Annotated in this window: 2 protein-coding genes; both read left to right on the top strand. The window is 76.5% G+C overall.

The features are described 5' to 3' along the window. Positions 1-8 precede the first annotated feature (8 nt). Positions 9-14,072 (top strand): type I polyketide synthase, encoded by a 14,064-nt coding sequence (locus ACH495_RS19395; RefSeq protein WP_396859122.1) that lies wholly within the window; start codon positions 9-11, stop codon positions 14,070-14,072. A gap of 44 nt (positions 14,073-14,116) precedes the next feature. Continuing rightward, positions 14,117-25,099 carry an SDR family NAD(P)-dependent oxidoreductase gene (locus ACH495_RS19390; protein ID WP_396859121.1) on the top strand — a complete coding sequence of 3,661 codons (10,983 nt, stop codon included), beginning with the start codon at positions 14,117-14,119 and terminating at the stop codon, positions 25,097-25,099. The last annotated feature ends 23 nt before the right edge of the window (positions 25,100-25,122 follow it).

The raw sequence follows: 25,122 nt of genomic DNA, 5'->3' as shown, positions 1-25,122 counted from the left end.
GGACCACGGTGAACAGCGAGGACGAGAAGTACGTCGAGTACCTGAAGCGTACGACCTCGGAGCTGCGGCGCACCCGGCGGCGGCTGCGGGCGCTGGAGGCCCGCGACACCGAGCCGGTCGCGGTGGTGGCGATGACCTGCCGCTACCCGGGCGGCGTCGGGTCGCCGGAGCAGCTCTGGGAGCTGGTCCGCGACGGCCGCGACGGGATCGGCCCGTTCCCCGCCGACCGCGGCTGGGACCTCGACCGGCTGTTCCACAGCGACCCCGACCACCCGGGCACCAGCTACGTGCGGGAGGGCGGCTTCGTCTACGACGCCGGGGACTTCGACGCCGACCTGTTCGGCATCAGCCCCCGCGAGGCGGTCGCCATGGACCCGCAGCAGCGGCTGCTGCTGGAGGCGAGCTGGGAGGCGTTCGAACGCGCCGGGCTGCCGCTGCCGGCCGTGCGGGGCAGCCGCACGGGCGTGTTCGTCGGCGCCGCCGCGCACGGCTACGACGCGATCCTCGCCCAGTCCGGGCAGGACGGCGAGGGGCACTCGCTCACCGGCAACTCCACCAGCATCGTCTCCGGCCGGATCGCGTACACGCTCGGCCTGGAAGGGCCGGCGGTCACCATCGACACCGCCTGCTCCTCCTCCTCGGTGGCGATCCACCTGGCCGTGCAGGCGCTGCGCAACGGCGACTGCGAACTGGCGCTGGCCGGCGGCGTCACCGTGATGCCCACCCCGGCGGTGTTCGTCGGCTTCAGCCGCCAGCGCGGCCTGGCCGCCGACGGCCGGTGCAAGCCGTTCGCCGCCGCCGCCGACGGCACCGGCTGGTCCGAGGGCGTCGGCATGCTGCTGCTGGCCCGCCTCTCCGACGCGCAGAAGCACGGCTACCCGGTGCTCGCGGTGATCCGGGGCAGCGCGGTCAACCAGGACGGCGCGTCCAACGGGCTGAGCGCCCCGCACGGCCCGTCCCAGGTGCGGGTGATCCGGCAGGCGCTGGCCAACGCCCGGCTCACCCCCGAGCAGGTCGACGTGGTGGAGGCGCACGGCACCGGCACCACGCTCGGTGACCCGATCGAGGCGCAGGCGCTGCTCGCCACGTACGGGCAGGAGCGGGAGACGCCGCTGCTGCTCGGCTCCGTCAAGTCGAACCTGGGCCACACCCAGGCCGCCGCCGGCGTGGCCGGCGTGATCAAGATGGTGCTGGCCGTCCGGCACGGCGTCGTCCCGCCGACGCTGCACGTGGACGCGCCGTCGCCGCACATCGACTGGACCGCCGGCGCGGTCACGCTCGCCACCGAGGCCACCCCGTGGCCGGCCACCGACCGGCCGCGTCGGGCTGCGGTGTCCTCGTTCGGCGTGTCCGGCACCAACGCGCACACCATCATCGAGCAGGCGCCCGAGCCGGAACCCGCCGAGGACGAGCCGACCCCGGCCGCCCGGCCGGTGGTGCCGGTGCTGCTCTCCGCCCGGTCCGCCGACGCGCTCGCCGCCCAGGCCGGCCGCTGGGCGGCCTGGCTCGCCGCCGGCTCCGACGTGCGCCCGCTCGACGTCGCGTACTCCTCGGTGGTGTCCCGGTCCGTGCTCGACCACCGGGCGGTGGTCGCCGCCACCGGCCCGGACGACCTGGTCGCCGCGTTGCGCGCGCTCGCCGCCGGCGAGCCGGCCGGCACCGTCGTCACGGGCGCCGGCACGCCCCGGGGCCAGCTCGCGGTGCTCTTCTCCGGCCAGGGCGCGCAACGCGCCGGCATGGGCCGCGAGTTGTACGCGCAGTTCCCGGTGTTCGCCGCCGCGCTGGACGAGGTGTGCTCCTACCTGGACCGGGCGCTGCCCCGGCCGCTGAAGGAGGTGCTGTTCGACGACGGCGACCTGCTGGACCAGACCGTGTTCACCCAGGCCGGCCTGTTCGCGGTCGAGGTGGCGCTGTTCCGCCTCGTCGAGTCGTTCGGCCTGACGCCCGACCTGGTCGGCGGCCACTCCATCGGCGAGGTCACCGCCGCCCACGTGGCCGGCGTGCTGTCGCTGGAGCACGCCGCCGCGCTGGTCGCCGCGCGCGGCCGGCTCATGCAGGCGCTGCCGGCCGGCGGCGCGATGCTCGCCGTGGCCGCGTCCGAGGCCGACGTCCGCGCCTCGCTGACCGACCCGGACGAGCCGGACGAGCCGGTCGACGTCGCCGCCGTCAACGGCCCGGCCGCCGTGGTGCTGTCCGGCGCCGCCGACGCGGTCGACCGGCTGGAGCGGCTCTGGCGGGACCGGGGGGTACGCACCCGCCGGCTGACCGTCAGCCACGCGTTCCACAGCCCGCTGATGGAGCCGGTGCTGACGAAGTTCCGGGCGGTGCTGGAGCGGCTGACGTTCGCGGCGCCGACGCTGCCGGTGGTGTCGAACGTGACAGGCGAGCTGGCCGACCCGGACGAGATCCGCACCGCCGACTACTGGGTGCGGCACGTCCGGGAGGCGGTCCGGCACGCCGACGGTGTGCACGCGTTGCGTGCCGCCGGCGCCGACACGTTCCTGGAGCTCGGCCCCCGCGCGGTGCTGACCGCGCTGACCGCCGACCTCCTGCCCGGTGAGCCGGTCCGCGCCGTCGCCGCGCAACGCGGCGACCGTCCCGAGGTCGAGGCGCTGCTGGCCGCGCTGGCCGAGCTGCACGTGCACGGCCACCGGGTCACCTGGACCGACTGGTTCGCCGGCACCGGCGCCCACCGGGTCGACCTGCCCACCTACGCGTTCCAGCGGGAGCGGTACTGGGCCGGTGACGGCGTGGCCCGCCCGGCGGTCGGCCTGGACGGCGCCGACGGCGCGGACGGCGGGTTCTGGGCCGCCGTGGAACGCGGCGACCTGCCGGCCGTGGCGTCCGAACTGGCCGTGCAGGACGACCCGGACGCGGTGGCCGCGCTCGGCCCGGCCGTGCCGGTGCTGTCGTCGTGGCGGCGCGCCCGGCAACGCGACGCGGTGCTCGACGGCTGGTCGTACCGGGTCGAGTGGGAGGCGGTCCGGCCCGCGCCCGCCCCGGCACTGACCGGCCGCTGGCTGGTCGTCGCCGTCGACGATCCAGCCCCCTGGGCGGCCCCACTCGCGGTGGCCGGCGCCGACGTCGACGTGCTCACCGTGCCCGCCGACACCGACCGCGCCGACCTGGCCGCACTGCTGCGCGGCCACGACGAGGCGGGCTGGCGGGGCGTGCTCTGCGTGCTGCCCGGCCCGGACGCGCCGCGACCCGACGCGCCCGCCGTACCGGCCGGGACCGCGCTGCTGCTCACGCTGGTGCAGGCGCTCGCCGACACCGGCCGGACCGGCCGGCTCTGGTGCGTCACCCGGGGCGCGGTCTCGGTGGGCGGCGGCGAGCCGCTCGCCGACCCGTACGCGGCGGCTGCCTGGGGGCTCGGCCGGACCGTCGCGCTGGAACAACCCGACCGCTGGGGTGGTCTCGTCGACCTGCCCGCCGACGCCACGCCGGAGCGGATCGACGCCGACGCGCTGCGCGCGGTGCTCGCCGACGGCGGCCACGACGAGGTCGCCGTCCGGCCGCACGGCACGTTCGGCCGCCGGCTCGTCCCCGCCGGCCCGTCCGCCGGCCCCGGCTGGCGGCCGACCGGCACGGTGCTGGTCACCGGCGGCACCGGCGCGCTCGGCCGGCAGGTCACCCGCTGGCTGCTCGCCGCCGGCGCGACCGAGGTGGTGCTCGCCTCCCGGCGCGGCCCCGACGCGCCCGGCGCCGCCGACCTGGCCGCCGAGCTGCCCGGTGCCCGGGTGGTGCGCTGCGACGTCACCGACCCCGCCGCCGTCACCGCGCTGGTCGCCGAGCTGCCCGCGTTGACCGCCGTGGTGCACACCGCCGGCGTCGTCGACGACGGCATCCTCGACGGCCTCGACCTGACCCGCCTGGATGCCGTGCTGGACGGCAAGGTGCGCGCGGCCCGGGTGCTGCACGACGCCACCGCCGACCGCCGGCTCGACGCGTTCGTGTTGTTCTCCTCGCTCGCCGGCGTGATCGGCAGCGCCGGACAGGGCAACTACGCGGCGGCCAACGCCTTCCTGGACGCGTTCGCCGCCTGGCGCCGCGGCCTCGGGCTGCCGGCCACCGCCATCGCCTGGGGCGCCTGGGCCGCCGACGGCATGGCCGCCGCCAGCGCCGAGCTGACCGCCCGGCTGACCCGGGGCGGCGTCAACCCGCTCCCCGCCGAGCCGGCCGCCGCCGCGCTCGGCCGGATCGTCGGCGCCGCCGCGCCGGCCGTCACCGTCGCCGACGTCGACTGGGGACGCCTCGCCGCCGTACGCGGCCGGCCCGCGCCGCTGCTCGCCGGCCTGCCCGGCGTGCCCACCGGACCCGCCCGGGTGGCCCCGGCGGTGGTGGTCGGCCGGTCCCTGCCGCAGCTCACCGAGCTGGTCCGCACCCAGGCCGCGCTGGTGCTCGGCCACCCGGCCGGCCGGCCGCTGCCCGACCGCACGTTCCGCGACCTGGGCTTCGACTCGCTCACCGCGGTCGAGCTGCGCAACCGGCTCGCCGCCGAGACCGGCATGACGCTGCCCGCCACGCTCGTCTTCGACCACCCCACGGTCGCCGAACTCGCCGCCCACCTGCACGGCCAGGCCGACGACCACACCGGCGGCGCGGTCGTCGCCGCCGACGTCGACAGGCACCGCGAACCCGTCGCCATCGTGGCCATGAGCTGCCGGTTCCCCGGCGGCGTGGCCTCGCCGGAACAGCTCTGGGACCTCGTCGCGAACGGCACCGACGCGTTGTCGCCGATGCCCGAGGAGCGCGGCTGGAACGTCGCCGAGCTCTACCACCCCGACCCCGAGCACCTCGGCACCAGCTACGTGCGGGAGGGCGGCTTCGTCGACTCGGCCGGCGAGTTCGACCCGGCGTTCTTCGGCATCAGCCCGCGCGAGGCGATCGCCATGGACCCGCAGCAGCGGCTGCTGCTGGAGACCGCCTGGGAGGCGTTCGAACGGGCCCGGCTCGACCCGGCCGCGCTGCGCGGCAGCCGCACCGGCGTCTACGTCGGCACCAACGGCCAGGACTACGGCTCGCTGCTGCTGGCCGCCGGGGACGGCGACGAGAACTACCTCGCCACCGGCGTCTCCGCCAGCGTCATCTCCGGCCGGCTCGCGTACACCTTCGGGTTGCACGGCCCGGCCGTCACTGTCGACACCGCCTGCTCCGCGTCGCTGGTCGCGCTGCACCTCGCCGCGCAGGCGTTGCAGGCGGGGGAGTGCGACCTGGCGCTGGCCGGCGGCGCCACGGTGATGGCCACGCCGGGCATCTTCGTCGGCTTCTCCCGGCAGCGCGGCCTGGCCGCCGACGGGCGCTGCAAGCCGTTCGCCGGCGCCGCCGACGGCACCGGCTGGGGTGAGGGCGTCGGCCTGCTGGTGCTCCAGCGACTCTCCGACGCCCGCCGCGACGGCAACCCGGTCCTGGCCGTGGTACGCGGCAGCGCGGTCAACTCCGACGGCGCGTCCAACGGGCTCACCGCCCCCAACGGGCCGGCCCAGCAGCGGGTCATCCGGCAGGCCCTGGCGAACGCCGGGCTCGCCCCCGACCAGGTCGACGCCGTCGAGGCGCACGGCACCGGCACCACGCTCGGCGACCCGATCGAGGCGCAGGCGCTGATCGCCACGTACGGGCAGGCCCGGGACGCCGACCGGCCTCTCTGGCTCGGCTCGGTCAAGTCGAACCTGGGCCACACCCAGGCCGCGGCCGGCGTCGCCGGCGTGATCAAGATGGTGCTCGCCTTGCGCCACGGCGTGCTGCCGCCCACCCTGCACGTGGACGAGCCCACCCCGCACGTCGACTGGTCCGCCGGCACTGTCGCGCTGCTCACCGAGGCCCGCCCCTGGCCGGCCGGCGACCAGCCCCGCCGCGCCGGCGTCTCCTCGTTCGGCATCAGCGGCACCAACGTGCACACCATCCTGGAGCAGGCGCCGCCGGCGGAACCGACGCCGGACGACGACGCCGGGCCGGCCGGGGAGCTGCCCTGGACGCTGTCCGGGCGGACCGCCGCCGCGCTCGCCGCCCGCGCCCGCGACCTGCGGGCGCACCTGGACGCCGTACCGGACGCCGCGCTGCCCGACCTGGCCTGGTCGCTGGCGACCACGCGCAGCGCCCACGAGCACCGCGCGGTGGTGCTCGCCGCCGGCCGCGACGACCTGACCGCCGCGCTGGGCGCGCTCGCCGACGGCCGGCCCGCGCCGGACACCGTCACCCGCGCCCCCGGTACGCCGGGCGACGTGGTCTTCGTCTTCCCCGGCCAGGGCTCGCAGTGGACCGGCATGGCCGCCGAGCTGCTCGACACCGCCCCGGTCTTCGCCGAGGCGTTCGCCGCCTGCGCGGAGGCGCTGCGCCCGCACGTCGACTGGTCGCCGACGGACGTGGTGCGCGGCGTGCCCGGCGCGCCGTCGCTGGACCGGGTCGACGTGGTGCAGCCGACCCTGTTCGCGGTCGGCGTGTCCCTCGCCGCGCTGTGGCGCTCCTACGGCGTGCACCCCTCGGCCGTGGTCGGCCACTCCCAGGGCGAGATAGCCGCCGCGTACGTCGCCGGTGGGCTCAGCCTGGACGACGCCGCCGCCGTGGTGGCCCTGCGCAGCCGGATCATCGCCGGCATCGCCGGCGACGGCGGCATGGTCTCCGTCGCCACCACCGCCGACGAGGTCACCGCGACGATCACCCGCTGGGACGGCCGGATCTCGCTCGCCGCGATCAACGGCCCCACCGCGGTGGTGGTCTCCGGCGACTCCGCCGCGCTCGACGAGCTGGTCGCCCACTACCAGGGGCGGGACGTGCGGGTACGCCGGGTGCCGGTGGACTACGCGTCGCACTCCGCGCACGTCGAACCGCTGCGCGAGCGGCTGCGGGAGCTGCTCGCCGGCCTGCGCCCGCGCACCGGCGGCATCCGCTTCCGGTCCACGGTGACCGGCGACTGGCTCGACACCGCCGGCCTGGACGCCGACTACTGGTACCGCAACCTGCGGCAGACGGTCGGCTTCGAGGCGGCGATCCGCGACCTCGCCGCCACCGGCCACCAGACGTTCGTCGAGGTCAGCGCGCACCCGGTGCTCACCATGGCGATGCAGGAGAGCGTCGAGTCGGCCGCCGCCGACCCGGCCGCGGTCACCGTGACCGGCACGCTGCGCCGCGACGAGGGCGGCCTGGGCCGGTTCCACCGCGCGGTCGCCGAGGTGTACGCCGGTGGCGCCGCCGTCGACTGGCGGCCCGCGTTCGCCGGCCGCCCCGCCCGCCGGCTCGACCTGCCCACGTACCCGTTCCAGCGGCAGCTCTACTGGCCGCGCCCGGCTGCCGCCGCGACCGCCGAGACAACTGCCGGCACGGTCGAGGTGGACGAGGTCGACGCCCGGTTCTGGGCCGCCGTCGAGGCCGAGGACCCGGCCGCGGTCGGCGCCGAGCTGGCCGACGTCGCCGAGGTGTCCGAGGAGGCCCTCACCGCGCTGCTGCCGGCGCTCGCCGCCTGGCGTCGCCGCCACCGCGACCAGGCCACCATCGACTCGTGGCGCTACCGCGACACTTGGCTTCCGGTCGCCCCCGACGGCTCCGCCGCGCCGACCCTCACCGGCGCCTGGTGGCTGGTCACCGCCGCCGATGTCGACGCGGACCGCGACGTGGTGGCGGACGCGTTGCGTCGGCACGGCGCCACCGTCGTCGAGATCGCGCTGACCGGTGCGCCCGACCGGGAGGCGCTCACCGACCGGCTGCGCGACACGCACCGGGACGCCCCGCCCACCGGCGTGGTCTCCCTCCTGGCGCGCGACGAGACGCCGCTGCCCGGCCACCCGCACGTGCCGGCCGGGTTCGCCGGCACCGTCACGCTCACCCAGGCGCTCGGCGACGCGGGCGTCCGCGCGCCGCTGTGGACGCTCACCCGGGGCGCGGTCTCCACCGGCCCCGCCGACCCGCTGACCCACCCGACGCAGCAGCTCGCCTGGGGCTTCGGCCGGATCGCCGCGCTGGAACACCCGGACCGCTGGGGCGGCCTGGTCGACCTGCCCGACAGCCCGGACGACCGCACCGCCGTCCGGCTCGCCCGCGTCCTCGCCGGCGTCGACGGGGAGGACCAGGTCGCGCTGCGCCCCACCGGCGCGTACGGGCGGCGGCTGCGGCGTGCCCCGCTCGGCGACACCCCCGCCCCGCGCGACTGGCGGCCCACCGGCACCGCGCTGGTCACCGGCGGCACCGGCGCGCTCGGCGGGCACGTGGCCCGCTGGCTCGCCGCCAACGGCGCCGACCACCTGGTGCTGCTGAGTCGGCGCGGCCGGTCCGGCGACGGCGTCGCCGAGCTGGAGGCCGAGCTGACCGCGCTGGGCGCCCGGGTCACGGTGGCGGCCTGCGACGCCGCCGACCGGGACGCGCTCGCCGCCGTGCTGGCCGCCGTGCCCGCCGAGCATCCCCTCACCACCGTCGTGCACACCGCCGCCGTGCTCGACGACGCGGTGATCGGCGCGCTCACGGTCGACCAGCTCGACCACGCGCTCGCCGCCAAGGTCACCGCCGCGGTCAACCTGCACGAGCTGACCCGCGACCTCGACCTCGACGCGTTCGTGCTGTTCTCCGCGATGGCCGGCACCGTGGGCAGCTCCGGCGTCGGCAACTACGCCCCCGGCAACGCCTACCTCAACGCGCTCGCCGAACACCGCCGCGACCTCGGCCTGCCGGCCACCTCCATCGCCTGGGGCGCCTGGGGCGGCGGTGGCATGGCCGACGGCGAGTTCGGCCGGATGCTGCACCGGCACGGCGCGCCCGAGATGGCGCCCCGGCTTGCGATCGCCGCGCTGCACCAGGCGCTCGCCCACGACGAGACGTTCCTGACCATCTCCAACATCGCCTGGGACCGGTTCCGGGTCGCGCTCACCGCCACCCGCCCGGCCCCGCTGATCGCCGAGATCCCCGAGGTGCGGCGGCTCGCCGCCGACCGGGAACCGGAGGAGACCACCGAGGTCGAGCCGGTCGGCGCCTTCGCCCGGATGGCGTCCGCGCAGCGCCGGCAGGCGCTGCTCGACCTGGTCCGCGACCAGGCGGCCACGGTCCTGAAGTACGACGGCGGCCAGGCCGTCGACCCGCACCACGCGTTCCGGGACCTCGGCTTCGACTCGGTCACCGCGGTCGAGCTGCGCAACCGGCTCGGCACCGCCACCGGGCTGCGGCTGCCGGTCACGCTGGTCTTCGACTACCCGACCGCCACGGTGCTGGCCCGCCACCTGGACGAGGAGTTGGGCGGCGGAGCCGAGACCGAGGCGGTCGCCGGCCCCGCGCCGCTGGCCGACGACGAGCCGGTCGCGGTGGTCGCCATGTCCTGCCGGTTCCCGGGCGGCGTCACCGACCCGGAGCGGTTCTGGCAGTTGCTGCACGCCGGCCGGGACGCCGTCTCGGACCTGCCCGGCGACCGCGGCTGGGACGTCGACCGGCTGTACGACCCCGACCCCTACTCCGCCGGCACCTCCTACGTCCGCACCGGCGCGTTCCTCTACGACGTGGCCGACTTCGACGCCGGGTTCTTCGGCATCTCACCACGCGAGGCGGTGGCCATGGACCCGCAGCAGCGCCTGCTGCTGGAGACGTCGTGGGAGGCGATCGAACGGGCAGGGGTTGACCCGGGTGGCTTGCGGGGTTCACGAACAGGGGTGTTCGTCGGCACGAACGGACAGGACTATGGGGCCCTGTTGATGGTGTCCGCGGACGAGGTCGAAGGGTTCGCGAGCACCGGGAACGCGGCGAGCGTGGTCTCGGGGCGGGTGGCGTACGTGTTGGGGTTGGAAGGACCGGCGGTCTCGGTGGACACGGCGTGTTCGTCGTCCCTGGTGGCGCTGCACCTGGCGGCCGCCGCGCTGCAACGCGGCGAGTGCGACCTGGCGCTCGCCGGCGGCGTGACCGTCATGTCGACCCCGGGGCTGTTCGTCGAGTTCTCCCGCCAGCGCGGCCTGGCCGCCGACGGGCGGTGCAAGGCGTTCGCCGCCGCCGCCGACGGGACCGGATGGGGGGAGGGCGTCGGGATGCTGCTGGTCGAACGGCTCTCCGACGCCCGCCGCAACGGCCATCCGGTGCTCGCCGTGCTGCGCGGCAGCGCGGTCAACCAGGACGGCGCGTCCAACGGGCTGACCGCCCCGAACGGGCCGTCGCAGCAGCGGGTCATCCGCGCGGCGCTGGCCAATGCGCGGCTGTCCCCGGCCGACGTGGACGTGGTGGAGGCGCACGGCACCGGCACCACGCTCGGCGACCCGATCGAGGCGCAGGCGCTCATCGCCACGTACGGGCAGGGCCGCGCGGACGTCGAGCCGCTGCTGCTCGGCTCGGTGAAGTCGAACATCGGCCACACCCAGGCCGCCGCCGGCGTCGCCGGTGTGATCAAGATGATCCTGGCCATGCGGGCCGGGGTCGTCCCGATGACGCTGCACGTGGACGCGCCCTCGCCGCACATCGACTGGTCGGCCGGCGCGGTGGAGCTGGTCACCGAGAACCGGCAGTGGCCGGGCAGCGGCTCCGGCCGGCGGGCGGCGGTGTCCTCGTTCGGCATCTCCGGCACCAACGCCCACGTCATCCTCGAACTACCCGACGAGGCGTCTCCCGACGCGCGTCCCGCCCGGCCTGGACTGCTCGACGCCGGCGTCGTCGCCTGGCCGGTGTCGGCGCGGACCCGCGACGGGCTCGCCCGGCAGGCCCAGCGGTTGGCTCGGCACCTGCGCGCCGACCCGGCCGACCCGGCCGCGGTGGCCTGGTCGCTGGCCACCACCCGGTCGGCGTTCGACCAGCGGGCCGTGGTGCTCGGGGCGTCGGTCGAGGAGTTGCTGTCCGGGTTGGACGCGCTCGCGTCCGGTGCGCCCGCGGGCAACCTGGTGGCCGGCGCGGTGGCCGCGCACGGTGCCGGCCCGGTGTTCGTGTTCCCGGGTCAGGGTGCGCAGTCGGCGCGGATGGCGGCGGGTCTGGTGGGTCGGACGCCGGTGTTCGACGCCGCGTTGGCCGAGTGTCAGACGGCGTTGGCGCCGTATCTGGACGTGGACATCGTGGACGTGCTGACCGGCGACGACGAGTCCTGGCTGGAGCGCGTCGAGGTGGTGCAGCCGGTCCTGTGGGCCGTCGGCATCGCCCTCGCCGCGGTGTGGCGGCACGTCGGGGTCACGCCGCAGGCGGTGATCGGGCACTCACAGGGGGAGATCGGTGCCGCCTGCGTGGCGGGCATCCTGTCCCTCGACGACGCGGCCAAGACGGTCGCGTTGCGGTCGCGTGCCCTGTCCGCGCTGAGGGGTACCGGGACGATGGCGTCGGTCGACCTGTCGGCCGACGACGTGACCGCCCGGCTGGGCGGCTTCGACGGTGTCGGCGTCGCGGCGGTCAACGGCCCGGCGACCGTGGTGGTCTCCGGTCCGCCGCAGGCGGTCGCGGATCTGGTGGACGCGTGTCAGGCCGACGGCATCCGGGCCCGCCTGATCCCGGTGGACTACGCCTCGCATTCCGCCGCCGTGGAGGAGGTCGCCCAGCAGTTGCGTGCCGACCTGGCGGGTGTGACGCCGCAGCCCGGTCACACCCGTCTGGTGTCGACGTTGACCGGGGACTGGGTGGACCCGGCGACGATGACGGCGGACTACTGGTACGACAACCTGCGCCGCACGGTCCGCTTCGACGCGGCGGTGCGGACGGCGGTCGAGGCGGGACACACGACGTTCGTGGAGATCAGCCCGCATCCGGTGCTGACCATGCCGGTGACCGCGATCCTGGACGACCTCGGCACGGCCGGGCACACGCTGTCGACGCTGCGTCGCGGTGAGGACGACCCGACGCGCCTGCTGACCAACCTGGCGACCGCGTACAGCATCGGTCTGCCGGTCGACCTGACCACGGTCCTCGCCGGGACGGACACCGTCGCGCTGCCCACCTACGCGTTCGACAGGGCCCGCTACTGGCCACGCACCAACGCCGACGCGCCCGCCTCCGGGGAGAGCCCGACCGGCGTCGACGCCGCCTTCTGGGCCGCCGTCGACAACGAGGACCTCGCGGCGCTCGCCGACCTCACCGCCGCCGACGCCGCCGAATCGCTCGACCGGCTCGGCGCGGCGCTGCCGCTGCTCGCCGACTGGCGGCGCCGGCAACGCGACAGGTCCATGCTCGACGACCTGCGCTACCGCGCCGTCTGGCAGCCGTACGGCGGAGTTCCGGTCGGGTACCTCATCGGCGTCTGGTGGGTCGTCGCCGACGAGGCCGTCACCGCCGAGGCGCAGACGGCGGTGGCCGAACTGACCCGGCGCGGCGCGGACGCCCGGCTGGTGCTGCTGCCCGCCGACGCCACCGACCGCGCCGCCGTCGCCGCCCGGCTCACCGCCGCCGGCACCGACCCGGCCGACCGGGTGCTCTCCCTGCTCGCGCTCACCGACGGCCCGGTCGACGCCACCGAGCCCGTGCCGCCGTTCCTGGCCCGCTCGCTCGCCCTGGTCCAGGCGCTCGGCGACCTCGACGTGGCCGCGCCGCTGTGGTGCCTCACCCGGGGCGCCGCCGGCACCACCCGCGACGGTGGCGCCGGCCGGCCCGAACAGGCCCTGCTCTGGGGCCTCGGCCGGGTCGTCGCGCTGGAACACCCGGAACGCTGGGGCGGCCTGGTCGACGTGCCGGCCACGCTCGACGACCACGGCTGGGACCTGCTCTGCGCCGCGCTCACCGGGCCCGACGGGGAGGACCAGCTCGCCGTCGACGGCGTCACGCTGCTGGTGCGCCGGCTCGTCCGGGCGCCCGGCGGCGGCGGCGTCGACCCCGCACCCGACCACCCCGGCACCACGCTGGTCACCGGCGGCACCGGCGCGCTCGGCGGCCAGGTGGCCCGCTGGCTCGCCGACCGGGGCGCGGCGCACCTGCTGCTGGTCAGCCGGCGCGGCGCCGACGCGCCCGGCGCCGCCGACCTGGTCCGGGACCTCACCGACCGGGGCGCCCGGGTCACGGTCGCCGCCTGCGACGTGGCCGACCGGGCCGCGCTGGCCAAGCTGCTCGACGAGGTGCCCGCCGACGCGCCGCTGACCGGCGTCGTGCACACCGCCGGCGTCCTCGACGACGGGGTCCTCGACGGCCTCACCGCCGACCGGATCGCCGACGTGCTGCGACCCAAGGTGCTCGGCGCGCTGCACCTGCACGAGCTGACCGCCGACAAGGACCTGCGTACCTTCGTGCTCTTCTCCGCGCTGCCCGGCCAGCTCGGCGCCGCCGGGCAGGGCAGCTACGCCGCCGCGAACGCCTACCTGGACGCGTTGGCCGAGCAGCGGCACCGGCGGGGCCTGCCGGCCACCTCCGTCGCCTGGGGGCCCTGGGCCACCGGCGGCATGGCCGACGCCGACCCGGCCGTGGCGGAACGCCGCAGGCGCAGCGGCGTCGCCCGGCTCGACAGCGACCTCGCGCTCGCCGCGCTCGCCGGCTGCCTCGCCCGCCGCGAACCGGTCACCGTGGTCGCCGGCGTCGACTGGGCCCGGTACGTGCCCGGCTTCACCGCGGTCCGGCCCAGCCCGCTGCTCACCGGCATCCCCGAGGCCCGCCGCGCCACCGCCGAGCGTGCCGACGACGCCGGCCCGTCCGCCGAGTCGCTCGCCGCCCTGCTCGCCGGGCAGAGCGAGGCGGAACGGCGCAAGACGCTGCTGGACCTGGTCCGGGGCCAGGCCGCGGCGGTGCTCGGGCACGCCTCGGACGCCGCCGTCGAGCCCGACCGGGCGTTCCGGGAACTCGGCTTCGACTCGCTGACCGCGGTGGAGCTGCGCAACCGGCTCACCGCCGCCACCGGCGTCCGGCTGCCCGCCACTGTGGTGTTCGACTACCCGACCGCCGCGCTGCTCGCCGAGTACGTCCGCGCCGCCGTCGTGGACGGCGGAGTGACCAGCGCCGCGCCGGTCTTCGGCGAGCTGGAGCGGCTGGAGGCGGCACTGTCCGGCGCCGCCCCCGACCGGGGCGCGCGGCTGCGCATCACCGAACGGCTCCGGACGCTGCTGGCCTCGCTCAACGAGGTGGACGCCCCGGCGGACGGCGACGGCGTCGCCGGGAAGCTCCAGGACGCCACCCCGGACGAGGTCTTCGACTTCATCGACCGCGAGCTGGGGGTGTCCTGACGTGACCACTGCCGGCTCGGGGCAACACAGGGAATGGGCGGACCATGGCTGACGAGGCGAAGCTTCTCGACTACCTCAAGCGGGTCACCGCCGACCTGCACCAGGTGCGGCAGCGGCTGCGCGAGGTGGAGGCCGGCGAGCAGGAGCCGGTCGCGATCGTCGGCATGAGCTGCCGCTTCCCCGGCGGCATCCGTACCCCGGAACAGCTCTGGGAGGTGGTGGCGTCCGGCCGGGACGTGATGACCGAGTTCCCCACCGACCGGGGTTGGGACCTCGACGCGCTGCACGCCGGCGACCCCGAGGACGCCGGCACCTCGTACGCGCGCCACGGCGGCTTCGTCACCGACCTCGCCGACTTCGACAGCGGCTTCTTCGCCATCTCGCCGCGCGAGGCGCTCGCCATGGACCCGCAGCAGCGGTGGCTGCTGGAGACCACCTGGGAGGTCTTCGAGCGGGCCGGGATCGACCCGCACACGCTGCGCGGCAGCCGTACCGGCGTGTTCGCCGGCAGCACCGGCCAGGACTACGGCACGGTGCTGATGACCGCCGCCGCGCAGGGCCTGGAGGGGCACCTGATGACCGGCAACGCCGGCAGCGTGGTGTCCGGCCGGATCGCCTACACGTTCGGCCTGGAAGGGCCCGCGGTCACCGTCGACACCGCCTGCTCGTCGTCGCTGGTGGCGATGCACCTGGCCGGGCAGGCGCTGCGGCAGCGGGAGTGCACGCTCGCCGTCGTCGCCGGCGTCACCGCCATGTGTACGCCGGGCGCGTTCGTCGAGTTCTCCCGCCAGCGCGGGCTGGCCGCCGACGGCCGGTGCAAGGCGTTCGCCGCCGCCGCCGACGGCACCGGCTGGTCCGAGGGCGTCGGCGTGCTGCTGCTGGAACGCGTCTCCGACGCCCGCCGCAACGGCCACCCGATCCTCGCCGTGCTGCGCGGCAGCGCGGTGAACCAGGACGGGGCCTCGAACGGGCTGAGCGCCCCGAACGGCCCGTCCCAGCAGCGGGTGATCCAGCAGGCCCTGGCCAACGCCGGGCTCGCCGCCGGCGGCGTGGACGTGGTGGAGGCGCACGGCACCGGCACCCGGCTCGGTGACCCGATCGAGGCGCAGGCGCTGCTGGCCACGTACGGGCAGGACCGGGGCGACGCCGCGCCGCTGCTGCTCGGCTCCGTCAAGTCGAACCTCGGGCACACGCAGGCCGCGGCCGGCGTCGCCGGGGTGATCAAGATGGTGCAGGCGATGCGGCACGGGCTCGTCCCGCCCACGCTGCACGTGGACGCACCGACGCCGCAGGTCGACTGGGACACCGGCGCGGTCGAGCTGGTCACCGAGGCCACCCCGTGGCCGGCGGTGGACCGGCCCCGCCGCTCGGCGATCTCCTCGTTCGGCGTGTCCGGCACCAACGCGCACACCATCCTCGAACAGGCGCCGCCGGACGAGCCCGCCCCGGCCGACGACGCGCCGGCACGCATCCGCCCGGTCGTACCGGTGCTGGTGTCCGCCCGCGACGACGCCGCGCTCGCCGACCAGGCCGGCCGCTGGGCCGCGCGGCTGGCCGCCGACCCGGCGTCGACAGCGCTCGACGTGGCGTTCTCGTCGACCACCAGCCGGGCGGCGCTGGACCGGCGGGCCGTGCTGGCCGCCACCGATCGCGACGACCTGCTCGCCGGCCTGCGGGCACTCGCGGCCGGGACGCCGACGGCGACCACGTCGACCGGCGCGGCCACCGACCGGCAGGGCCTGGCGGTGCTGTTCTCCGGGCAGGGTGCGCAGCGTGCCGGCATGGGTCGGGAGTTGTCCGAGGCGTTCCCGGTGTTCGCCGCCGCGTTGGACGAGGTGTGCGCGCAGCTTGATCCGCTGCTGCCGCAGCCGTTGAAGCCGGTGCTGTTCGGCGATGGTGATCTGCTGGATCAGACGCAGTTCACCCAGGCCGGTCTGTTCGCGGTCGAGGTGGCGTTGTTCCGGCTGGTGGAGTCGTTCGGGGTGACCCCGGACTTCGTGGGCGGGCACTCGATCGGTGAGGTGACCGCCGCTCACGTCGCGGGCGTGCTGTCCCTGCCGGACGCGTGTGCGCTGGTCGCGGCGCGGGGTCGGTTGATGCAGGCGTTGCCGGCCGGCGGCGGGATGCTGGCGGTGGCGGCGTCCGAGTCCGAGGTGGCCGCGTCGGTCGCGGACCGCGCGGACGTGGGGATCGCGGCGGTCAACGGGCCGTCCTCGGTGGTGCTGTCCGGGCCGGTCGACGCGCTGGACGAGATCGAGCGAACCTGGCGGGACCGGGGCGTCCGGGTGCGCCGGTTGGCGGTGTCGCATGCGTTCCACAGCCCGCTGATGGAGCCGATGCTGGCCGAGTTCCGCGCGGTCCTCGACGGGTTGAGCTTCGCCGCCCCGACGCTGCCGGTCGTGTCCAACGTGACCGGCGCGCTGGCCGGGGACGAGATCACCGGCCCGGAGTACTGGGTGCGGCACGTCCGGGAGGCGGTCCGGTTCGCCGACGGCGTGGCCGCCCTGCGCGCGGCCGGGGTGGACACGTTCCTGGAGATCGGCCCGCAGAGCGTGCTGACCGCGCTGACGGCGGAGATCCTGCCGGACGACGAGACCGTGGTCGCCACCGGCGTGCAGCGCCGCGACCGGGACGAGACCGGCGCGCTGCTGGCCGGGCTGGCCGAACTGCACGTGCACGGCGTCCGCGTCGACTGGACGCCCTGGTTCACCGACACCGGCGCCACCCGCGTCGACCTGCCCACCTACGCGTTCCAGCACCAGCGCTACTGGCCGGAGGCCGGCGGCGGCTGGACCGGCGACGTCACCGCGGTCGGCCTGCGCCCCGCCCGGCACCCGCTGCTCGGCGCCGCCGTCGGCGTCGCCCACGCCGAGGGCTTCCTGTTCACCGGCCGGCTGTCCCGGCGTACCCACCCGTGGATCGCCGACCACGTCGTGTTCGACACCGTGCTGCTGCCCGGCACCGGCTTCGTGGAACTCGCGCTCCAGGCCGGCGCGCACGTCGGCGCCGACCACGTCCGCGAACTGACCCTCGAAGCGCCGCTCATCCTGCCCGAGACCGGCGGCGTCGACATCCAGCTCTGGATCGGCCCGGCCGACGAGACCGGCTGCCGGTCCGTGTCGCTGCACTCCGCGCCCGACGACCAGCGGCCCGGCGACGAGCAGACCGACCGCGAACCCGCCGACGGGGACCACCGCGCCTGGACCCGCAACGCCAGCGGCGTCCTCGCCGACCGGCCGGCGCAACCCGGTGTACCCGGCTGGTCCGACCTGGCCGCCTGGCCGCCGCCGGACGCCACCGAGGTGCCCACCGGCGACCTGTACCCGCACCTCGCCGCGCAGGGCTACGACTACGGTCCCTCGTTCATCGCGCTGCGGGCCGCCTGGCGGCGCGGCGACGACCTCTTCGCCGACCTGACCCTGCCCGAGACGCCGGCCGCCGAGGCCGGCGGCTACGGCGTGCACCCGGCGCTGCTCGACGCCGCGCTGCACACGCTCGGCCTCACCAGCGCCGCCGGTGCGTCGACCGGCCCCGGCCTGCCCCCCGGCCACGGCCGGCTGCCGTTCTCCTGGAACGACATCGCGCTGCACGCCGCCGGCGCCGCCGCCGCCCGGGTCCGGGTCCGGCACACCGGCCCGGACAGCGTCTCGCTGCTCCTCGCCGGCGTCGACGGCGCCCCGATCGCCTCGGTCGGCTCGCTGGTCCTGCGGCCGGTCACCGCCGACCAGCTCCGCACCGCCGGCGGCAGCGGACCCGAGTCGCTGTACCGGATCGACTGGACCCCGCTCCCGCTGCCCACCGGACCGGCCGCCGGCACGTGGGCGGTGCTCGACACCGACGCCGCGCTCGCCGATGCGGTGGCCGCCACCGGGACGGCCGTCACCGCGTACCCGGATCTCGCGGCCCTGACCGGCGCGTTGGACGACGGCGGCGACGCGCCCGCGGTGCTCGTGGCGTCGTTCCTCGACCCGCGCGGCGAGCGCGACGTGCCGCGTTGGGTGGCCGAGGTGACCCACCGGGCGCTCGACGTGCTCCAGCGGTTCCTCGCCGACGACCGCTACGAGGCCACCCGGCTGGTCGTGCTCACCCGCGGCGCGGTCGCCACCGACCCGGACGCCGACCTCACCGACCTGGCCGGCGCCGCCGTCATCGGCCTGGTGCGCTCCGCCCAGTCGGAGAACCCGGGCCGGTTCGTGCTGGTCGACGTGGACGATCCGGCGACCGCCGCCGCCGCGCTGGTGCCGGCGCTGGACACCGACGAACCGCAGCTCGCCATCCGCGCCGGTGTCGCGGCCGGCGCCCGGCTCGCCCGGGTACCCGCGCCCGCCGAGCCGGCCGACCCGGCGTTCGACGCCGACGGGACGGTGCTGATCACCGGCGCCACCGGCACGCTCGGCCAGCTCATGAGCCGGCACCTGGTGACCCGGCACGGCGTGCGGCACCTGGTGCTCACCAGCCGGCGCGGCCGGGACGCCGCCGGTATCCCGGAACTCTGCGACGAGCTGGCCGCGCTCGGCGCCACCGTCACGGTCGCCGCCTGCGACGTCGCCGACCGCGACGCGGTCGCCGCGCTGCTCGCCGACCTCCCCGCCGACCACCCGCTCACCGCAGTGGTCCACGCCGCCGGGGTACGCGACGACGGCGTCATCTCCTCGCTCACCCCGGACCGGGTGGACGGCGTGCTGCGCCCCAAGGTCGACGCCGCCTGGCACCTGCACGAGCTGACCGCCGACCTCGACCTCACCGCGTTCGTCTCGTACTCCTCGCTCGCCGCCACCGCCGGTGGGCCGGGCCAGGGCAACTACGCCGCCGCCAACGCGTTCCTCGACGGGCTGGCCCACCACCGCCGCGCCCGTGGCCTCGCCGCGCTCACCCTGGCCTGGGGCCTCTGGGCCGACCGCAGCGGCATGACCACCGAACTGGACGACGTCCACCTCAACCGCATCTCCCGCTCCGGCGTGTCCGCGATGGAGGCGGAGGAGGGGCTGGCGCTCTTCGACGCCGCCTGCCGCGTCCCGGCCGCCGCGCTGGTGCCGGCCCGCCTCGACCTGGCCGCCATGCGGGCCCAGTTCGCCGGCGCCGTCCCGCCGCTGTACCGGGCGCTGATCCGCGCCGGCCGGGGCGCCGCCGCCGCGCCGGCCACCGGGGCGTCGCTGGTGCAGCAGCTCGCCGCGCTCGCCGACGCCGACCGGCGGGCCGCGCTGCTGGAGATCGTCCGGGGGCAGGCCGCCGCCGTTCTCGGCTACCCCGACCCGGCCGCCGTCGACCCGCGCCGCGCGTTCAGCGACCTCGGCTTCGACTCGCTCACCGCCGTCGAGATGCGCAACCGGCTCGGCAACGCGTTCGGCCTGCGGCTGCCCGCCACCCTGGTCTTCGACTACCCGAGCCCGCAGGAACTCGCCGCCCACCTGGACACCGAGATCGCCGGCGTCCCCGTCCCGGCCCGGCCGACGGCCGCCCCGGTCACCGTCGGCGACGACGAGCCGCTGGCCATCATCGGCATGGCCTGCCGGCTGCCCGGCGGCGTGTCCACCCCGGACGACCTGTGGCGGCTCGTCGCCGACGGCGTCGACGCGATCACCGACCTGCCCGGCGACCGGGGCTGGGACCTGGACACGCTCTACAGTCCCGACCCGGACGCCGCCGGCACGTTCTACGCCCGTGGCGGTGGCTTCCTCGCCGACGTGGACCGCTTCGACCCCGGCTTCTTCGGCATCAGCCCGCGCGAGGCGCTCGCCATGGACCCGCAGCAGCGGCTGCTGCTGGAGACCACCTGGGAGACGTTCGAGTCGGCCGGCATCGACCCCACCGGGGTACGCGGCAGCAGCACCGGCGTGTTCGTCGGCACCAGCGGCCAGGACTACGGCTCGCTGCTCGCGTTCGCGCCGGAGGAGACCTCCGGGTACGCGCTCACCGGCATGACCAGCAGCGTCATCTCCGGCCGGGTCGCCTACACGTACGGGCTGGAGGGACCGGCGGTCTCGCTCGACACCGCCTGCTCGTCCTCGCTGGTCGCGCTGCACTGGGCCGGGCAGGCGCTGCGCCGCGGCGAGTGCGACATGGCGCTCGCCGGCGGTGTCATCGTGATGGCCACCCCGACCGCGTTCGTGGAGTTCTCCCGCCAGCGCGGCCTGGCCGCCGACGGCCGGTGCAAGTCGTTCGCCGCGTCCGCCGACGGCACCGGCTGGGCCGAGGGCGTCGGCCTGCTGCTGGTGCAACGCCTCTCCGACGCCCGCCGGCAGGGCCGGCACGTGCTCGCGATCGTGCGCGGCAGCGCGGTCAACTCCGACGGCGCGTCCAACGGGCTGACCGCCCCGAACGGGCCGTCGCAGCAGCGGGTCATCCGGGCGGCGCTGGCCGCGGCCCGGCTGTCCCCGGCCGACGTGGACGTGGTGGAGGCGCACGGCACCGGCACCACGCTGGGTGACCCGATCGAGGCGCAGGCGCTGCTCGCCACGTACGGGCAGGACCGTCCCGACGGCCGGCCGCTGCTGCTCGGCTCGATCAAGTCGAACATCGGCCACGCCCAGGCCGCCGCCGGCGTCGCCGGTGTGATCAAGATGGTGCAGGCCATGCGGCACGGCACCGTGCCCCGCACGCTGCACGTGGACGAGCCGTCCCCGCACATCGACTGGGACGCCGGCGCGGTGGAGTTGGCCACCGAGGCACGGCCCTGGCCGGCGGGCGACCGCCCGCGCCGGGCGGCGGTGTCGTCGTTCGGCATCTCCGGCACCAACGCGCACGTCATCGTGGAACAGGGCGACGAACCGACCGCCCCGGCCGCCACCGGCGCCGGGCTGCTGGACACCGCCGCAACGGTGTGGACGGTCTCCGCCCGGTCCCGTACCGCACTGGCCGGGCAGGCCACCCGCCTGGCCGACCACGTCCGCGCGCACGGCGACGTGGACGCCGCCCCGGTGGCCTGGTCGCTGGCCACCACCCGGTCGGCGTTCGACCAGCGGGCCGCCGTGGTCGGCTCGTCGGTCGAGGAGCTGCTGTCCGGCCTGGACGCGCTCGCCGCCGGGGCGCCGTCACCGCACCTGGTCACCGGCACGGCCTTCGCCACCGCCGGTCCGGTGTTCGTGTTCCCGGGTCAGGGCGCGCAGTCGGCGCGGATGGCGGCGGGCCTGGTGGGCCGGTGTGCGCCGTTCGACGCGGCGTTGTCCGAGTGCCAGGTGGCCCTCTCTCCTTACCTCGATGTCGACCTGGTGTCGGTGCTGACCGGTGACGACGAGTCGTGGTTGGAGCGGGTGGAGGTGGTGCAGCCGGTCCTGTGGGCCGTCGGCATCGCCCTGGCGGCGGTGTGGCGGCACGTGGGTGTCAACCCGCAGGCGGTGATCGGTCACTCGCAGGGTGAGATCGGCGCCGCCTGCGTGGCGGGGATCCTGTCCCTGGACGATGCCGCGAAGACGGTGGCGTTGCGGTCGCGAGCGCTGTCGGTGCTGCGCGGCACCGGGACGATGGCGTCGGTCGACCTGTCCGCCGACGAGGTCACCGCGCGACTGGCGGGAGCGGCCCCGGGCGACGGCGTCACGCCGGACGAAGGTCCGTTCCCCGGCGTGGGGATCGCGGCCGTCAACGGCCCGGCGACCGTGGTGGTGTCGGGTCCGCCGCAGGCGGTCGCGGAACTGGTGGCAGCGTGCCAGGCCGACGGGATCCGGGCCCGGTTGATCCCGGTGGACTACGCGTCGCACTCCGCCGCCGTGGAGGAGGTGGCGCAGCAACTGCGTACCGACCTCGCGGACGTGACGCCGCAGGCGGGTCACACCCGTCTGGTGTCCACGTTGACGGGGGACTGGGTGGACCCGGCCACCATGACGGCGGACTACTGGTACGACAACCTGCGGCAGACGGTCCGCTTCGACGCGGCGGTGCGCACGGCGGTCGAGGCGGGGCACAGCACCTTCGTGGAGATCAGCCCGCATCCGGTGCTGACGATGCCGGTCACGGCGATCCTGGACGACCTCGGCACCGCCGGGCACACGCTGTCGACATTGCGCCGGGGCGAGGACGACCCGACCCGGCTGCTGACCAACCTGGCCACCGCGCACAGCGTCGGCCTGCCCGTCGACCTGACCATCGTGCTCGCCGAGTCGGACACCGTCGCGCTGCCCACCTACGCGTTCGAGCAGCAGCGGTTCTGGCTCGACCCGCCCGCCCACCGGGCCCAGGACGTCGCCTCCGCCGGCCTCCAGGACGCCGGGCACCCGCTGCTCAGCGCCGCCGTCACGTTCCCCGACAGCGAACGGCTGGTCTTCACCGGCCGGCTCTCCGTGCGGACCCACCCGTGGCTCGGCGAGCACCGCGTCATGAACGCGATCCTGCTGCCCGGCACCGCCTTCGTCGAGCTGGCCGCGCACGCCGGCGAGCAGGCCGGCGCCCCGGTGGTCGAGGAACTCACCCTGCTCGCCCCGCTCGTCCTGCCGGAACTCGGGTCGCTCCAGATCCAGCTCACCGTCGGCGAGCGCGACGAGACCGGCCACCGCCCGGTGCAACTGCACTCCCGCCCGTACCGGGACGGGTCCGACGAGATCCTCGCGGACGTGGCCTGGACCTGCCACGCCACCGGCCTGCTCGCCCCGCGCGGCGCCGAACCGCCCGCGTTCGACCTCGGCGTGTGGCCGCCGCCCGGCGCCACAGCGGTCGCCTCCGACTCCTTCTACGCCGGCATCGAGTCGACCGTCTTCGGCTACGGCCCGGTCTTCCGGGGCCTGCGCGCCGCCTGGACCCGAGGCGACGAGGTCTTCGCCGAGGTGGCGCTCCCCGCCGACCACCACGCCGAGGCCGGCCGGTTCGGGCTGCACCCGGCGCTGCTCGACGGCGCACTCCAGGCCATGTCCATCGGCGGCTTCCTCGGCCGGATGGGCGACGGCGCCGACGCCACCGCGCCCCGGCTGCCGTTCGCCTGGACCGGCGTCACGCTGCTCGCCGCCGGGGCCACCGCGCTGCGGGTCCGCGTCGCGGCGGCCGGCGACGTCGGCGTCACGTTCCAGGTCGCCGACGCCACCGGCGCCCCGGTCCTGCACGCCGATTCGCTGATCATGCGCCGGGTCACCGGCGACGCGCTCGGCGCGGCCCGCTCCGGCCGCCACGAGTCACTGTTCCAGGTGGACTGGCCGGTGCTGCCGGTGACCGCCGGACCGTCGCCGGCTGCCACCGGATGGGTGGTGCTCGGCGACGACCTGGCGCTCAACGCCGCCGCCGAGGCGGCCGGCGCCCGGGTCCGCCCCGACCTCGCCCCGGAATCCTTCGCCGAGCTGCTCGCCGGTGGGGAACCCGCCCCCGAGACGCTGATCGTGCCGGTCGGCGGCGCCGGGGACGGCGCCGGCCCCGAGCTGGCCACGCAGGCCCGCGCCACCACCCACCGCCTGCTCGGCACCCTTCAGTCCTGGCTCGCCGACGACCGGTTCGCCGACACCCGGCTGGTGCTGGTCACCCGTGGCGCCGTGGCCACCGGTGACCCGGCCGAGGTCGATCTGCGGTCGGCCCCCGCCTGGGGACTCGTCCGCACCGCCCAGCTCGAACACCCCGACCGGATCCAGCTCGTCGACCTGGACGCCGACCCGGCCGGCGCCGCGCTGCTCGCCGCCGCGATCGGCACCGGCGAACCGCAGCTGGCCGTGCACGCCGGCCAGGTACGCGCCCCGCGCCTGGCCCGCGTACCGGCCGGGCTGGAGCCCCGGCCCGGCGGCGTCGACCCGGACGGCACCGTGCTGATCACCGGCGGCACCGGCGTGCTGGGCCGGCTGCTGGCCCGGCACCTCGCCACCACCCACGGCATGCGGCACCTGCTGCTCGCCGGGCGGCGCGGCGCGACCGCCGACGGCATCGACGACCTGGTCGCCGAGCTGGCCGGGGCCGGCACGGAGGTCACGGTCGCCGCCTGCGACGCAGCCGACCCGGACGCGCTCGCCGCGCTGCTCGACGGCATCCCCGCCGCGCACCCGCTCACCGCCGTGGTGCACGCCGCCGGGGTGCTCGACGACGGCGTGCTGGAATCGCTCACCCCGGACCGGATCGACGCGGTCGGCATCCCCAAGATCGACGCGGCGTGGCACCTGCACCGGCTCGCCGCCGGCCGCGACCTCGGCGCGTTCGTGCTGTTCTCCTCCGCCGCCGCCACGCTCGGCAGCGCCGGCCAGGCCAACTACGGCGCGGCCAACGCGTTCCTCGACGCGCTCGCCGCGCACCGGCGGGCCCAGGGGCTGCCCGGTATCTCGCTGGCCTGGGGCCTCTGGGAACAGGCCAGCGGCATGACCGGCCACCTCGCCGACGCCGACGTGCGGCGGATGGCCGAGCAGGGCGCCGCCGGGCTGGCCACCGAGCAGGCACTGCACCTGTTCGACGCCGCCTGGCGGCTGGACACCGCCGCCGTCGTACCGATGCGGTTGGACGTGGCGGCGCTGCGCGGCCAGGCCGAGGCCGGCGTGCTCGCGCCGCTGCTGCGCGGCCTGGTCCGGGTGCCGCTGCGGCGCTCGGTCGACGCCGGCGGCGCCGGCACCGGCGGCGTGCCGCTCACCCAGCGGCTCGCCGGCCTGGCCGACCCGGAGCGGCGCAAGGTGCTGCTCGACGTGGTCCGGGCGAACGTGGCCGCCGTGCTCGGCCACGCCGGGCCGGAAGCCGTCGACCCGGGCCGCCTCTTCACCGACCTGGGCTTCGACTCGCTGACCGCTGTCGACCTGCGCAACCGGCTCAACACGCTGTCCGGGCTGCGGTTGCCCGCCACGCTGGTCTTCGACTACCCGACGCCGCACGCCCTCGCCGAGAAGCTGGCCGGCGAGATCGCCGCCGACGCCGCGCCCTCCACCCAGCCGCTGTTCCAGGGCATCGACGCGGTCGAGTCGCTGCTCACCACGCTGGCGCTCGACCCGGCGACCCGGGACCGGTTCGCCACCCGGATGCGTGACCTGCTCGCCAAGGCCACCGACCTCGCCGGCCCGGCCGACGAACCGGAGCGACCCGATCTCGACGCGGCCAGCGACGACGAGATCTTCGACTTCATCAGCAAAGAGTTTGGAATCTCCTGACATGACCGAACCGCGGATCGAGG

Source organism: Micromonospora sp. NPDC018662 (assembly GCF_044391475.1).
Lineage (GTDB): Bacteria > Actinomycetota > Actinomycetes > Mycobacteriales > Micromonosporaceae > Micromonospora.
Note: the sequence above shows the minus strand (reverse complement) of the source record. Positions and strands in the feature narration are given on the sequence as shown.